This is a genomic window from Pseudomonas sp. TWR1-1-4, assembly GCF_049897165.1.
GTDB lineage: Bacteria > Pseudomonadota > Gammaproteobacteria > Pseudomonadales > Pseudomonadaceae > Aquipseudomonas > Aquipseudomonas canadensis.
The window spans coordinates 140,625-154,218 of the sequence record NZ_JAFCVS010000004.1; the positions used below are offsets into that span (position 1 = coordinate 140,625).

General features: G+C 58.7%; 11 protein-coding genes. 2 read left to right on the forward strand and 9 right to left on the reverse strand.

What is annotated here, in order from left to right; translation table 11 throughout:
- Positions 1 to 20: 20 nt before the first annotated feature.
- The 5 genes from ACP7C6_RS12745 to sdhC form a co-directional block, all read right to left on the reverse strand.
- A complete protein-coding gene (locus ACP7C6_RS12745) occupies positions 21 to 2,852 on the reverse strand; it encodes a 2-oxoglutarate dehydrogenase E1 component (protein WP_016979562.1) in 2,832 nt (943 codons plus the stop codon).
- A gap of 262 nt (positions 2,853 to 3,114) precedes the next feature.
- Positions 3,115 to 3,819, reverse strand: a complete 705-nt coding sequence (locus tag ACP7C6_RS12750) for a succinate dehydrogenase iron-sulfur subunit (RefSeq protein WP_003172807.1) — start codon at positions 3,817 to 3,819, stop codon at positions 3,115 to 3,117.
- An 11-nt stretch (positions 3,820 to 3,830) separates the two neighbouring features.
- Entirely contained in the window at positions 3,831 to 5,603 is a 1,773-nt protein-coding gene (sdhA, locus tag ACP7C6_RS12755) for a succinate dehydrogenase flavoprotein subunit (protein WP_010211741.1), read from the reverse strand.
- A 3-nt stretch (positions 5,604 to 5,606) separates the two neighbouring features.
- Positions 5,607 to 5,975 (reverse strand): succinate dehydrogenase, hydrophobic membrane anchor protein, encoded by a 369-nt coding sequence (gene sdhD, locus ACP7C6_RS12760; protein ID WP_003172805.1) that lies wholly within the window; start codon positions 5,973 to 5,975, stop codon positions 5,607 to 5,609.
- The gene (gene sdhC / locus ACP7C6_RS12765; RefSeq protein WP_003190005.1) at positions 5,969 to 6,343 is read right to left on the reverse strand and encodes a succinate dehydrogenase, cytochrome b556 subunit; all 375 of its coding nucleotides are present in this window, start codon (positions 6,341 to 6,343) and stop codon (positions 5,969 to 5,971) included. The genes sdhD and sdhC overlap by 7 nt, the downstream gene beginning before the upstream one ends.
- A gap of 364 nt (positions 6,344 to 6,707) precedes the next feature.
- Between sdhC and gltA the strand changes: the two genes are divergently transcribed.
- Positions 6,708 to 7,997: a citrate synthase gene (gene gltA / locus ACP7C6_RS12770; RefSeq protein ID WP_028615712.1), complete on the forward strand. Its 1,290-nt coding sequence runs from the start codon at positions 6,708 to 6,710 to the stop codon at positions 7,995 to 7,997.
- Between the two features lie 156 nt (positions 7,998 to 8,153).
- Here the strand turns inward: gltA and ACP7C6_RS12775 are convergent, their stop codons facing one another.
- The 3 genes from ACP7C6_RS12775 to ACP7C6_RS12785 all read right to left on the reverse strand — a co-directional run bounded on the left by ACP7C6_RS12775 (position 8,154) and on the right by ACP7C6_RS12785 (position 11,189).
- Positions 8,154 to 9,812: a cation acetate symporter gene (locus ACP7C6_RS12775; RefSeq protein ID WP_028615711.1), complete on the reverse strand. Its 1,659-nt coding sequence runs from the start codon at positions 9,810 to 9,812 to the stop codon at positions 8,154 to 8,156.
- Entirely contained in the window at positions 9,809 to 10,120 is a 312-nt protein-coding gene (locus tag ACP7C6_RS12780; RefSeq protein WP_003190001.1) for a DUF485 domain-containing protein, read from the reverse strand. The genes ACP7C6_RS12775 and ACP7C6_RS12780 overlap by 4 nt, the downstream gene beginning before the upstream one ends.
- Before the next feature lie 217 nt (positions 10,121 to 10,337).
- Positions 10,338 to 11,189 (reverse strand): glycine betaine ABC transporter substrate-binding protein, encoded by an 852-nt coding sequence (locus ACP7C6_RS12785; RefSeq protein WP_025857941.1) that lies wholly within the window; start codon positions 11,187 to 11,189, stop codon positions 10,338 to 10,340.
- A 332-nt stretch (positions 11,190 to 11,521) separates the two neighbouring features.
- Between ACP7C6_RS12785 and ACP7C6_RS12790 the strand changes: the two genes are divergently transcribed.
- Positions 11,522 to 13,075 (forward strand): glycosyl hydrolase family 17 protein, encoded by a 1,554-nt coding sequence (locus ACP7C6_RS12790; RefSeq protein WP_426108824.1) that lies wholly within the window; start codon positions 11,522 to 11,524, stop codon positions 13,073 to 13,075.
- Positions 13,076 to 13,172: 97 nt separating this feature from the next.
- Here ACP7C6_RS12790 and ACP7C6_RS12795 read toward each other — a convergent pair whose 3' ends face one another.
- Entirely contained in the window at positions 13,173 to 13,541 is a 369-nt protein-coding gene (locus ACP7C6_RS12795) for a hypothetical protein (protein ID WP_426108826.1), read from the reverse strand.
- Positions 13,542 to 13,594: the final 53 nt, after the last annotated feature.

Here is a 13,594-nt window from a genome sequence, read left to right on the forward strand (position 1 = left end):
TTTCAGTCAGCGCGAAGGCGTTAAACAGTAAAAGCATCTTGCAGCAGTTTTTCCTGCTGCTCGGCGTGCATCGACGCATAACCACATGCAGGTGCAGCAGAAGCATCGCGACCGGCGTACTCCAGGTTCAGCGCCTTGTTGTGGTTACCCATGCTGCGACGCAGGTGATGCTGGCTGCTGTACCACGCGCCCTGGTTCATCGGTTCTTCCTGGCACCACACCACGTTGGTGAGGTTGGTGTAAGGCGCGATGGCCTCCATCAGGTCGTCTTCCGGGAACGGGTAAAGCTGCTCGATACGCACGATGGCGATGTCTTCGCGGCCTTCGGCACGACGTTTTTCCAGCAGGTCGTAGTAGACCTTACCGCTGCACAGGACCAGGCGAGTCACCTTGGCTGCGTCCAGCGTGTCGATTTCTGGAATAACAGTCTGGAACGAACCATCAGCCAGATCTTCCAGGGTCGAGATGGCCAATTTATGACGCAATAGCGACTTCGGTGTCAGCACTACCAGCGGCTTGCGCAGCGGGCGGATCACCTGGCGACGCAGCAAGTGGTAGATCTGGGCCGGGGTAGTCGGCACGCACACCTGGATGTTGTGCTCGGCGCACAGCTGCAGGTAACGCTCCAGACGGGCCGAGGAGTGCTCAGGACCCTGACCTTCATAACCGTGTGGCAGCAACATGGTCAGACCGCACAGGCGACCCCACTTGTGCTCGCCGCTGGTGATGAACTGGTCGATTACCACTTGGGCGCCGTTGGCGAAGTCGCCGAACTGGGCTTCCCAGATCACCAGCGCGTTTGGCGTGGTGGTCGAGTAACCGTATTCGAACGCCAGAACCGCTTCTTCGGACAGGAACGAATCGTACAGATCGAAACGTGGCTGGCCTTCGTACAGGTTCTGCAACGGGATGTAGGTGCCCGCGTCTTTCTGGTTGTGCAATACCGCGTGACGGTGCGAGAACGTACCACGACCGATGTCCTGGCCGGTCATGCGGATCGGGTGACCTTCGAACGCCAGGGTCGCGTACGCCATGGTTTCGGCGTAACCCCAGTTGATCGGCAGGCCGCCGGCTTGCATCTTCTGACGGTCTTCGTAAATCTTCGCCACTTGGCGCTGAACCACGAAGCCTTCTGGAATTTCCAACAGCTTGGCGGACAATTCCTGCAGGGTTTTCAGATCGAACGAGGTGTCGTGACGCGCAGTCCAGGCGTGGCCCAGGTACGGACGCCAGTCCACGAACAGCTCTTTGTTCGGCTCTTTAACCAGGCTTTTCACTACGTGCAGACCATTGTCCAGCGCGTTGCGGTATTCATCGACCTTGGCCTGAACACGCGCATCGTCAACCACACCGGCCTTGGTCAGGCTTTCGGCGTAAAGCTCGCGGGTGGTGCGCTGCTTGGTGATTTGCTGGTACATCAACGGCTGGGTGCCGCTTGGTTCGTCAGCTTCGTTGTGACCGCGACGGCGGTAGCAGACCAGGTCGATCACGACGTCACGCTTGAACTGCATGCGGTAGTCAATGGCCAACTGGGTCACGAACAACACAGCTTCCGGATCATCACCATTCACATGGAGGATCGGCGCCTGGATCATCTTGGCAACGTCGGTCGCGTACTCGGTGGAGCGCGCGTCCAGCGGATTGCTGATGGTGAAACCTACCTGGTTGTTGATGACGATGTGAACCGTACCGCCAGTCTTGAAGCCGCGTGTCTGCGACATCTGGAACGTTTCCAGGACCACGCCTTGACCGGCAAATGCCGCGTCACCGTGGATGGAAATTGGCAGAACTTTTTCACCGGTGGTGTCGTTACGACGATCCTGGCGAGCACGGACCGAACCCTCGACCACTGGAGAAACGATTTCCAGGTGGGATGGGTTGAAGGCCATGGCCAGGTGAACTTCACCGCCGGTAGTCATCACGTTGGACGAGAAGCCCTGGTGGTATTTAACGTCACCGGAACCCAACTCGACCTTCTTCTTGCCTTCGAACTCGTCGAACAGCTCACGCGGGTTCTTGCCGAAGGTGTTGACCAACACGTTCAGGCGACCACGGTGGGCCATGCCGATCACGATTTCCTTGGTGCCGTAGGAACCGGAACGCTGGATCAGCTCGTCGAGCATCGGGATCAGGCTTTCGCCGCCTTCCAGGCCGAAACGCTTGGTGCCCGGGTATTTGGTACCCAGGTATTTTTCCAGGCCTTCGGCAGCGGTTACGCGCTCAAGCAGGTGGCTGCGTACGTCAGCGGACAATACCGGACGACCACGCACACCTTCCAGGCGATGCTGGAACCAGTGGCGTTGCTCGGAATCGGTGATGTGCGTGAACTCAGCGCCGATGGTGCGGCAATATGTCTGCTGCAACGCTTCGTGAATTTCGCGTAGGCTCGCTTCCTCTTTGCCGATGAACAGGTCGCCGGCACGGAAGGTCGTATCAAGATCGGCATTGGTCAAGCCGTAATGATTGATCGACAGGTCAGCAGGTGCAGGACGCTTCCAGAGCCCCAGCGGGTCAAGCTGGGCCGCCTGGTGGCCGCGCATCCGGTAGGCCTGGATCAGTCGCAATACTTCAACTTGCTTCTTCTCGTGCTCACTGCTCACGCTCCCGGCAGAAACCGGTTGGGCGCGGCGCTGGTTCTTTGCCAGCAGCACAAATTGATCGCGAATCGTTGCGTGCGATACATCGGTGGCAGCGTTGCCGTCTGAAGACAACGTCTGAAATTTGGTGCGCCATTCTTCTGGCACAGCGTTAGGGTCGTGCAGGTAGAGCTCATAAAGCTCTTCCACATAGGCAGCGTTACCACCTGAAAGATAGCCGCTGTTCCACATGCGCTGCATCACGCTTTCTTGCATGCTTGGTCACCCTCGATTTGGGGACACCACCGGCGAAAACACCGAGTTTGCTTGCAAACGGCCAAGTGCAGCGACCAAAACAAGCCACTTAGGATCACGCTGATAGTTCGGGTACCAACCCGAATGCCCCTGCTTGTCTCATTTCTTCAAAATAAGAGCCGCGGCTTTGTAAGTCGCTGCTCAAGTTAAAACTACGGCGCCGGTTGAAGCCTGCGCCGTAGCATTTACGGGCACAACGGTCCTGCTTTTACTACAACGTCAGTTACACGCCGCTCTGCAGCAGCATGTTACGGATGTGACCAATAGCCTTAGTCGGGTTCAGGCCTTTGGGACATACGTTGACGCAGTTCATGATCCCGCGGCAGCGGAATACGCTGAACGGGTCATCCAGCGAAGCCAAACGCTCGGACGTCTTGGTATCACGGCTGTCTGCCAGGAAGCGGTACGCTTGCAGCAGGGCAGCTGGACCCAGGAACTTGTCCGGATTCCACCAGAAGGACGGGCACGAAGTCGAGCAGCAAGCGCACAGAATGCACTCGTACAGACCGTCGAGCTTCTCGCGCTCTTCCGGGGACTGCAGACGCTCGATGGCCGGAGCCGGCGTGTCGTTCTGCAGGAACGGCTTAACTTTCTCGTATTGCTTGTAGAAGATGCTCATATCGACGACCAGGTCACGGATAACCGGCAAACCTGGCAGTGGACGAACGATCAGCTTGTTGCCTTTGACCACGGCGGACAGCGGCGTGATGCACGCCAGGCCGTTTTTGCCGTTGATGTTCATGCCGTCGGAACCGCACACACCTTCACGGCAAGAGCGACGATAGGAGAAACCTTCGTCCTGCTCTTTGATCAGTGCCAATACATCCAGCACCATCAGGTCTTTACCGCCGGTATCGACCTGGAATTCCTGCATGAACGGCGCGGCGTCCTGATCAGGGTTGTAGCGGTAAACACTGACTTTCAACATGGCAGCCACCCTTAGTAAGTCCGAATTTTCGGTTCAAACGTCGGAACCGTCTTCGGCGAGAAGTTCACGGCACGCTTGGTCACGCGCTTGTCACCCGGGAAGTACAGGGTGTGGCACAACCAGTTTTCGTCGTCGCGATCTTCAAAGTCTTCACGGGCGTGGGCACCACGGGATTCCTTACGAACCTCGGCGGCGATTGCAGTCGCTTCGGCCACTTCCAGCAGGTTTTGCAGTTCAAGGGCTTCGATACGAGCGGTGTTGAACGCCTGGCTCTTATCGTTGATCTTGACGTTGGCGATGCGCTTGCGCAGGTCAGCCAGCTGGGCGATACCCTTCTGCATGTATTCGCCGGTACGGAATACACCGAAGTAGTTCTGCATGCAGCTTTGCAGTTCGCGACGCAGGGTAGCCACGTCTTCGCCATCAGTGCGCTCGTTCAGAGCGTTCAGGCGCGCCAGGGCGGCCTCGATGTTGGCGTCGGTAGCGTCGTCGTATTCGATGCCGTCGGTCAGCGCCTTTTCCAGGTGCAGGCCGGCAGCACGGCCGAAGACCACCAGGTCGAGCAGCGAGTTGCCGCCCAGGCGGTTGGCGCCGTGAACCGATACGCACGCCACTTCGCCTACAGCGAACAGACCGTGGATGATCTCGTCCTCGCCTTCGGCGTTCTGGGTGATCGCCTGGCCATGAATGTTGGTCGGCACGCCGCCCATCATATAGTGGCAAGTCGGAACAACCGGCACCGGAGCAACCACCGGGTCAACGTGAGCAAAGGTCTTGGACAGCTCACAGATACCTGGCAGACGGCTGTGCAGTACTTCTTCGCCCAGGTGATCGAGCTTCAGCAGTACGTGGTCGCCATTCGGGCCACAGCCGTTGCCGGCAATGATCTCTTTAACCATCGAACGAGCCACAACGTCACGACCCGCCAGGTCTTTCGCGTTCGGAGCATAACGCTCCATGAAACGCTCGCCGTGCTTGTTGATCAGGTAACCGCCTTCACCACGGCAACCTTCTGTAACCAGTACACCAGCGCCAGCGATACCGGTCGGGTGGAACTGCCACATTTCGATGTCTTGCACCGGTACGCCAGCACGCAGTGCCATGCCGACGCCGTCACCGGTGTTGATCAGGGCATTGGTGGTCGACGCGTAGATACGGCCTGCACCGCCGGTCGCCAGCACGGTAGCCTTGGCGCGGATGTAGGTGGTTTCACCGGTTTCGATGCAGATGGCGATTACACCGACGAATTCGCCCTGGGCGTTTTTCACCAGGTCGACCGCGTAGTACTCGTTCAGGAACGTGGTACCGGCTTTCAGGTTGCCCTGATAAAGGGTGTGCAACAGCGCGTGACCGGTACGGTCGGACGCGGCGCAGGTACGGGCAGCCTGCCCGCCTTTACCGTAATCCTTCGACTGGCCGCCGAATGGACGCTGGTAGATACGGCCTTGCTCGGTACGGGAGAACGGCAGACCCATGTGGTCCAGCTCGAACACCGCGGCCGGGCCTTCCTGACACATGTATTCGATCGCGTCCTGGTCACCGATGTAGTCGGAACCCTTGACGGTATCGTACATGTGCCAGCGCCAGTCATCGTTCGGGTCGGCGGAGGCGATGGCGCAGGTGATGCCACCCTGGGCCGATACGGTGTGGGAACGGGTCGGGAACACCTTGGTGATCACGGCAGTCTTGTGACCGCCCTGGGCCAGCTGCAGCGCAGCGCGCATGCCAGCACCGCCGCCACCAATAATGATGGCGTCGAATGAAATAGTTGGAATGTTAGCCATGAATCAGATACCCCAAAGAATCTGCACACCCCAGACGAAGTAAGCGAACATCGCGACGCCGCATACTGCCTGGAAGAGGAAACGTACTGCAGTCGCGGACTTGCCCAGCGCCATCGGCGTCAGGTAGTCGGTCGCGATGGTCCACATGCCTACCCAGGCGTGTGCGCCCAGGGCAACAAGGGCCAGCAGACTGAAGATTCGCATCGCATTGTGGGAAAACAGGCCGTGCCATTGCTCATAGCCGATGCCCGGGTTTGCGACGAGGTATCCGATCAGGAAAATGAAATAAGCCGCGAGAACGACCGCAGACACACGCTGTGCCATCCAGTCATAGAGGCCCGAACGCGAAAGGTTCGTAACGCTGGTTACCATATCCAAACTCCTGCCAGAACGATCAGCACCACGGAAATGGCGATGATGATTTTCGAGCCCAGGCGGCCGCCTTCCAGCGTCTCACCGATGCCCATGTCCATGATCAAGTGGCGCACACCGGCTACCAAGTGATACAGAAGAGAAGACAGGAGGCCCCATGCTACGAACTTGGCCAGCGGGCTGGTCAAGCATGCCTTCACCTCGGCGTATCCTTCCTCGGAACCCAGGGATTTGCTCAATGCATAAAGCATGATGCCCAAGCCCAGGAACAGGATGATGCCGGAAACACGGTGCAGGAACGACGTAACGCCGGTGATGGGGAGTTTGATGGTCCTTAGGTCTAGGTTTACAGGTCGTTGGCTATTCACGGCTTTTTTTCACACTGAAGAGCCCCTAACAATCAGGGCAAAGTTGTTGGGGAGTGCACTGGTCAGGTAAGCACCACCCAGGGAGTGCGACCCCCAATGAAAGCAAGCCCAAAAGCCCTTGGCGGTCGGTGGCCGAGTATAGACAGTTAGGTTACTAATGACAACGCGCACTCCTCACCCTAATAGCGGATTGCGCTGGGGGAATAAAAGGCGTAAATGGCAGGCAATTTCGAGGAAAAAGTACGGTTAAAGCCTTCTGCTGCAAGACTTTAGGCAAATTGACATCTGGATTTATATCAATATAGTGGTGCGGGCCCTGCGTGGGGGGTCTGTCTGATGATTTGAAGCATAAATAGGAGGCCACATGGCTGACAAAAAAGCGCAGTTGATCATCGAGGGCGCAGCCCCCGTCGAGCTGCCCATTTTAACCGGCACCGTTGGTCCCGATGTTATCGACGTACGGGGCCTGACGGCCACGGGCCGTTTCACATTCGACCCAGGCTTCATGTCGACCGCCTCTTGCGAGTCGAAGATCACCTATATCGACGGTGATAATGGCATTCTGCTTCATCGCGGTTACCCGATCGAGCAACTGGCTGAGAAATCGGACTACCTGGAAACCTGCTACCTGCTGCTAAATGGCGAGCTGCCAACAGCCGAGCAAAAAGCCCAGTTCGTCAGCACCGTGAAGAACCACACCATGGTTCACGAGCAGTTGAAGACCTTCTTCAACGGCTTCCGTCGCGACGCCCACCCGATGGCCGTTATGTGCGGCGTGGTCGGCGCCCTGTCGGCCTTCTATCACGACTCCCTCGACATCAATAACCCGCAGCATCGCGAAATCTCCGCGATCCGCCTGGTTGCCAAGATGCCGACCCTGGCCGCAATGGTTTACAAGTACTCCATGGGTCAACCCATGATGTACCCGCGCAACGACCTGACGTACGCGGAAAACTTCCTGCACATGATGTTCAACACGCCGTGCGAGATCAAACCGATCAGCCCGACGCTTGCCAAGGCCATGGACCGGATCTTCATCCTCCACGCCGACCACGAGCAGAACGCCTCCACCTCCACCGTCCGCCTGGCAGGTTCTTCGGGTGCCAACCCGTTCGCCTGTATCGCCGCCGGTATCGCCGCACTCTGGGGCCCTGCCCACGGCGGTGCGAACGAAGCCGTATTGACCATGCTCGATGAAATCGGCGATGTCTCGAACATCGACAAGTTCATCGCCAAGGCCAAGGACAAGAACGATCCGTTCAAGTTGATGGGCTTCGGTCACCGCGTCTACAAGAACCGCGACCCACGCGCCACCGTGATGAAGCAGACCTGCGACGAAGTGTTGAAGGAACTGGGCATCAAGAACGATCCGCAACTCGAACTGGCCATGCGCCTGGAAGAGATCGCCTTGACCGACCCGTACTTCATCGAACGCTCGCTGTACCCGAACGTCGACTTCTACTCGGGGATCATCCTCAAGGCAATCGGCATTCCAACCAGCATGTTCACCGTGATCTTCGCCCTGGCGCGGACCGTGGGCTGGATCTCCCACTGGAAAGAAATGCTCTCCAGCCCGTACAAGATTGGCCGCCCGCGCCAGCTGTACACCGGCTACGAGTCGCGTGACATCACCCAGCTGGAAGATCGCAAGTAAGCATCGCTTAGTTGCACTGAAAACGGCCTCCCTTAGTGGAGGCCGTTTTTATTTGTGCAGGATTTGAGAAACAGTTTTGTCAGATCAATCCCTAATTTATAGACAAAAAAATACCCCGGCCTTTCGACCGGGGTATTTTCCTATCCAGCTACAACCTTAGTGAGAAACCGCCCCACTCGACCCCAGGCCAGTTTGCGAACGCACAAACTGCGGGAAGTACAGCGCACGCTCTTTCTCTGCCGCCGCCGACTTGTCGGTAATGGAGAAGAACCAGATGCCGACGAACGCAATGATCATCGAGAACAGCGCCGGGTACTCATAAGGGAAGATGGCTTTTTCATGGTGCAGGATCGAGACCCAGATGGTCGGGCCCAGCACCATCAGGCCAACGGCACTGATCAAGCCCAGCCAGCCGCCAATCATCGCGCCACGAGTGGTGAGGTTTTTCCAGTACATGGAAAGCAGCAGCACCGGGAAGTTACAGCTGGCGGCAATGGAGAACGCCAGGCCAACCATGAACGCGATGTTCTGGCTTTCGAACAGGATACCCAGGCCAATCGCCAGGACGCCCAAGGCAACGGTGGTGATTTTCGAAACGCGAATCTCATCCTTGTCGTTGGCCTTGCCTTTCTTGATCACGCTGGCGTACAGGTCATGGGACACCGCCGACGCACCGGCCAGGGTCAAGCCGGCAACCACCGCGAGGATGGTGGCGAAGGCCACGGCCGAGATGAAGCCCAGGAAGATACTGCCACCCACCGCGTTGGCCAGGTGCACCGCCGCCATGTTGTTGCCGCCCAGCAAGGCGCCTGCCGCATCCTTGAACGCCGGGTTGGTGCTGACCAGCAGGATCGCGCCGAAGCCGATGATGAAGGTCAGGATGTAGAAGTAACCGATGAAACCGGTGGCGTAGAACACGCTCTTACGCGCTTCTTTAGCGTCGCTGACGGTAAAGAAGCGCATCAGGATGTGTGGCAGGCCAGCCGTACCGAACATCAGCGCAAGCCCGAGGGAGAACGCGGAAATCGGGTCTTTCACCAAGCCGCCGGGGCTCATGATCGCCTCACCTTTAGGGTGAACCTTGATCGCCTCGGAGAACAGGGCATTGAAGTCGAAGTTGACGTGCTTCATCACCATCAGTGCCATGAACGAGGCACCGGACAGCAGCAATACAGCCTTGATGATCTGTACCCAGGTGGTCGCCAGCATGCCGCCGAACAGTACATACATCACCATCAAGATACCGACCAGGATCACCGCAACATGGTAGTCCAGGCCGAACAGCAGCTGAATCAGCTTGCCCGCACCGACCATCTGCGCGATCAGGTAGAACGCCACCACCACCAGCGAGCCACAGGCCGAGAGGCTGCGAATCTGGGTCTGGCCCAAGCGATAGGACGCCACGTCGGCGAAGGTGTACTTGCCCAGGTTACGCAGGCGCTCGGCGATCAGGAACAGAATGATCGGCCAGCCCACCAGGAAGCCGATCGAGTAGATCAGGCCGTCATAACCAGAGGTGTAGACCAGCGCGGAAATCCCCAGGAAGGACGCCGCCGACATGTAGTCACCGGCAATTGCCAGGCCGTTCTGGAAACCGGTGATCTTGCCGCCGGCCGCATAGTAGTCGGCCGCCGATTTGTTGCGCTTGGAGGCCCAGTAGGTGATGCACAGGGTCGCGCCGACAAACGCGACGAACATCACGATGGCCGAAACGTTCAGGGGTTGCTTGTGCACTTCACCGGTCAATGCATCCGCCGCCCAAACGGCCGGAGCAAAGAGCGAAGCGCCGAATATTGCCAGTAGACGCCGGATCATTGCGCAGCCTCCTTGAGAATCGCATTGTTCAGGTCGTCAAACTCGCCATTGGCCCGGCGCACGTAGATGCCGGTCAGGATGAAGGCGGACACAATCAGCCCGACGCCCAGGGGAATGCCCCAGGTAATCGACGAGCCGGGGCTGATCTTGGCCCCCAGTACTTGTGGCCCGTAGGCGATCAACAGGATGAAAGCGGAGTAAAGCCCTAGCATGATCGCCGAGAGAATCCAGGCGAACCTTTCCCTTTTTCTCACCAGCTCCTTGAAACGCGGGCTGTTTTGAATCGAGAGGTAAATGCTGTCGTTCATTGTTTTTATCCTCGCAGCACAGCTTTTTTATTATTGGAACGTATCCACTGTATGCGGCTGCACAAAGGGTTCCAGACGACCTTAGTATTAGAACGACATAGGCGTTGTCGCCAGTTTTGAACTGATCGAATTGACAGCCTTTGGCACAAAAACGACAAAGCCCGCCTGACGAAAACGCCAGGCGGGCTTGCAAGGTGCTGTCTAGACGCTTCGGGTGTTATTTACCGGTCCACTCGGCGACACGCTCAGGGTGCTTGGCGACCCAATCCTTGGCGGCGGCATCAGGCTTGGCGCCTTCTTGAATCGCCAGCATGACTTCTCCGATTTCATCCTTGGAGGCCCATTGGAATTTCTTCAAGAAGGCCGCGACTTCCGGCGCTTTCTTCTCCAGGCCCTTGCTGCCGATGCTGTTGACGGTTTCAGCAGCACCATAAATCCCTTTTGGATCGTCCAGGAAACGCAGTTTCCACTTGGCGAACATCCAGTGTGGCACCCAACCGGTGACCGCAATGGATTCCTGTTTGTCTTCGGCACGGGTCAGCTCGGCGATCATCGCCGCGCCCGAGCTGGCTTGCAGCTTGTAATCGAGGCCGTATTGCTTGATCGCTTCATCGGTCTTGAGCATCACGCCAGAACCTGCGTCGATGCCGACGATCTTGTTCTTGAAGGTGGTGTCGGTCTTGAGGTCTTCGATGGACTTGGCCTTGACGTACTCCGGTACGATCAGGCCGATCTTCGCGTCCTTGAAGTTGGGGCCGTAGTCGACCACCTTGTCCTTGTTCTTGGCCCAGTACTCACCGTGGGTGACCGGCAGCCAGGCGGAGAGCATGGCGTCGAGCTTGCCGGTGGCAACGCCCTGCCACATGATCCCGGTGGCGACGGCTTGCAGTTTCACGTCATAACCGAGCTTGGCCTTGATCACTTCTGCCGCCACGTGGGTGGTAGCCACGCTGTCGGACCAGCCGTCCACATAGCCGATGCTCAGGGTCTTGCTGTCGGCGCTGGCCAGTGTGGAGCTCATCGCAACTACCAGAGTGGCAGCTGCGCCCAAGAGTCGTCGCATCTTCATAGTACTTCCCCGAAAGTGCTGCGCCCGGCGGATGCCGAGCGACGTCAACCTGTTGTTATGTGGTGCACCGCGCCCCCTTCACGCGCATCGATCACGGTAGTGCGCCGTCAGCGGAGTACTGACACTTCGATCATCAACCTGCTCGGGTGTTGGACCTGCTCTGTCAGCGACATCCTACAAGCAAGGAACGACATCACATCGCCAGTAGGATGTTTTGTAGGACTTGACGCCAAAATCCCGCCCGAACTTTGCATGTCAAAATTATGCAGCCCCACTGAGTCGGGCCAAATCCGGGTAAGATGCGCGCCTTTGCTCTTCCAGATAAGCCGACCATGCCCGCGACTGCCCGCTTCCCTGCCCTGCCCTATTGCTTCGCCTTGATCCTCGGCCTGCTGGCCCTGTTCGCTTACTGGTATGGCCTCGGCCGGCCTGTGGTGCTGCCCGACGTCGCCAGCGCCACGCACAAGATGCAGTGCGCGTCCTATACACCGTTCGATAAAGACCAATCGCCGTTCGACCAGCCATTCACGCTGCGTCCGGAGCGCATGGACGCTGATCTCGCCCTGCTGGCCACGCGCTTCGAGTGCATTCGCACTTACTCTATGACCGGCCTGGAAGCCTTGCCGGACATGGCGCGCAAGCACGGGCTGAAGGTGATGGCCGGGGCCTGGGTGAGCAGTGATCCGGTCGCGACCGCAAAAGAAATCAACGAATTGATCGCATCGGCCAACGCCCACCCGGATGTCGTAACCTCGGTGATCGTCGGCAACGAAGCATTGCTACGCAAGGAAGTGACCGCCAAGCAGCTGGTGGCGCTGATCCAGACGGTCAAGAGCCAGATCAAGCAGCCTGTGACCTACGCGGATGTGTGGGAGTTCTGGCTGCAGCACCCGGAAATCGCCCCGGCGGTGGATTTCCTGACCATCCACCTGTTGCCTTACTGGGAAGATGACCCGTCGGGCATCGACCAGGCCCTCAAGCACGTGGGCGATGTGCGCCAGACCTTCGGCAACAAGTTTGCGCCCAAGGACATACTCATCGGTGAAACCGGCTGGCCAAGCGAAGGCCGCCAGCGCGAAACGGCCGTGCCGAGCCGGGTTAATGAAGCCAAGTTCATGCGCGGCTTCGTGGCCATGGCCGAGGCCAATGGCTGGCGTTACAACCTGATCGAAGCCTTTGACCAGCCGTGGAAGCGTGCCAGTGAAGGCGCCGTGGGTGGTTACTGGGGCCTGTTTGATGCCGATCGCCAGGACAAGGGCATCCTCGCCGGGCCGGTGACCAATGTGCCGTACTGGCCGCTGTGGTTGGGCGTCGGCGGGATTATCCTGCTGGGCACCCTCGCATTGGGTGGTCGAGTACGCAGCGCGCGTGCCGCGCTTGCCCTGCCGTTGTTGGGCGCCGTTGCGGCCTGCTCCATTGGCACCTGGGCCGAGCTGACCCGCGTGACGGCGCGCTTCAATGATGAATGGGTGTGGGCTGGGTTGCTGCTGGTGTTGAACCTGCTGGTGCTGGCCCATGCGGCCTTGGCCTTGAGTGCACAGGAAGGTTGGCGTGAGCGAGCGTTCAACTGGCTGGAGCAACGCGCAGGCTGGCTGGTGGCGATTGCCGGGTTTGCCGGAGCGGTAATGATGCTGGCATTGGTCTTCGACCCGCGCTACCGCAGCTTTCCGAGCGCGGCGCTGGTGTTGCCGGCCCTGGTATACGTGATACGTCCGGTGACGGGACCGCGTCGGGAGATTGCGTTGCTGGCCTTTATCATCGGTGCGGGCATTGCGCCGCAGTTGTACCGTGAGGGGTTATTGAACCAGCAGGCTTGGGGCTGGGCGGTAGTGAGCCTGCTCATGACGGCAGCCTTGTGGCGCTGCTTGCGGGTACGCAAGACTTAAGACCGCTTTCGCGAGCAAGCCCGCTCCCACATTCGACCGCATTCCAAGGATGTACTCGGTCAAATGAGGGAGCGGGCTTGCTCGCGAAGAGGCCCTATCAGGCGCCGCGGGGCTTCCTGACCAACCGCAACCCCGCAATCACCACGGCAAACACCGCAAACGTGGTGTTGTACAACGCCAGTGCCGGCAACCCGAACACCATCCCCAGCACCGCCAACCCCCACCCCCCCCGACCCGGCACGAAAAACGCCAGCACCGACGTGATCAACGCCGTCCAGCCAAGCACCTTGAAGTGGATCATCAACCCTAGGTTCGAACGCAGCTGGCATTCCCAGCGGCTCGCCTCGTCCGCGCAGAGGCCCACCCACTGGCCATCTTCCATAAAGCCATAGCGCGCACCGTAACTGGCGGCCAGCCACAGCGGCAGTGCAATAAGCAGCAAAATCAGCGGCAAACGACGGGACATGGGGTACTCCGATAGGCAAAAACGGCGCTCAGCTTAATGCCCCGGCAGCCGTT

Excerpts from the sequence above, each read along its gene's own strand:
- ACP7C6_RS12780 (WP_003190001.1), bottom strand. The coding sequence starts at position 10,120 with ATGAACGACAGCATTTACCTCTCGATTCAAAACAGCCCGCGTTTCAAG.
- gltA (WP_028615712.1), top strand. The coding sequence starts at position 6,708 with ATGGCTGACAAAAAAGCGCAGTTGATCATCGAGGGCGCAGCCCCCGTC.
- ACP7C6_RS12775 (WP_028615711.1), bottom strand. The coding sequence starts at position 9,812 with ATGATCCGGCGTCTACTGGCAATATTCGGCGCTTCGCTCTTTGCTCCG.
- sdhD (WP_003172805.1), bottom strand. The coding sequence starts at position 5,975 with ATGGTAACCAGCGTTACGAACCTTTCGCGTTCGGGCCTCTATGACTGG.
- ACP7C6_RS12790 (WP_426108824.1), top strand. The coding sequence starts at position 11,522 with ATGCCCGCGACTGCCCGCTTCCCTGCCCTGCCCTATTGCTTCGCCTTG.
- ACP7C6_RS12785 (WP_025857941.1), bottom strand. The coding sequence starts at position 11,189 with ATGAAGATGCGACGACTCTTGGGCGCAGCTGCCACTCTGGTAGTTGCG.
- ACP7C6_RS12795 (WP_426108826.1), bottom strand. The coding sequence starts at position 13,541 with ATGTCCCGTCGTTTGCCGCTGATTTTGCTGCTTATTGCACTGCCGCTG.
- ACP7C6_RS12745 (WP_016979562.1), bottom strand. The coding sequence starts at position 2,852 with ATGCAAGAAAGCGTGATGCAGCGCATGTGGAACAGCGGCTATCTTTCA.
- sdhA (WP_010211741.1), bottom strand. The coding sequence starts at position 5,603 with ATGGCTAACATTCCAACTATTTCATTCGACGCCATCATTATTGGTGGC.
- ACP7C6_RS12750 (WP_003172807.1), bottom strand. The coding sequence starts at position 3,819 with ATGTTGAAAGTCAGTGTTTACCGCTACAACCCTGATCAGGACGCCGCG.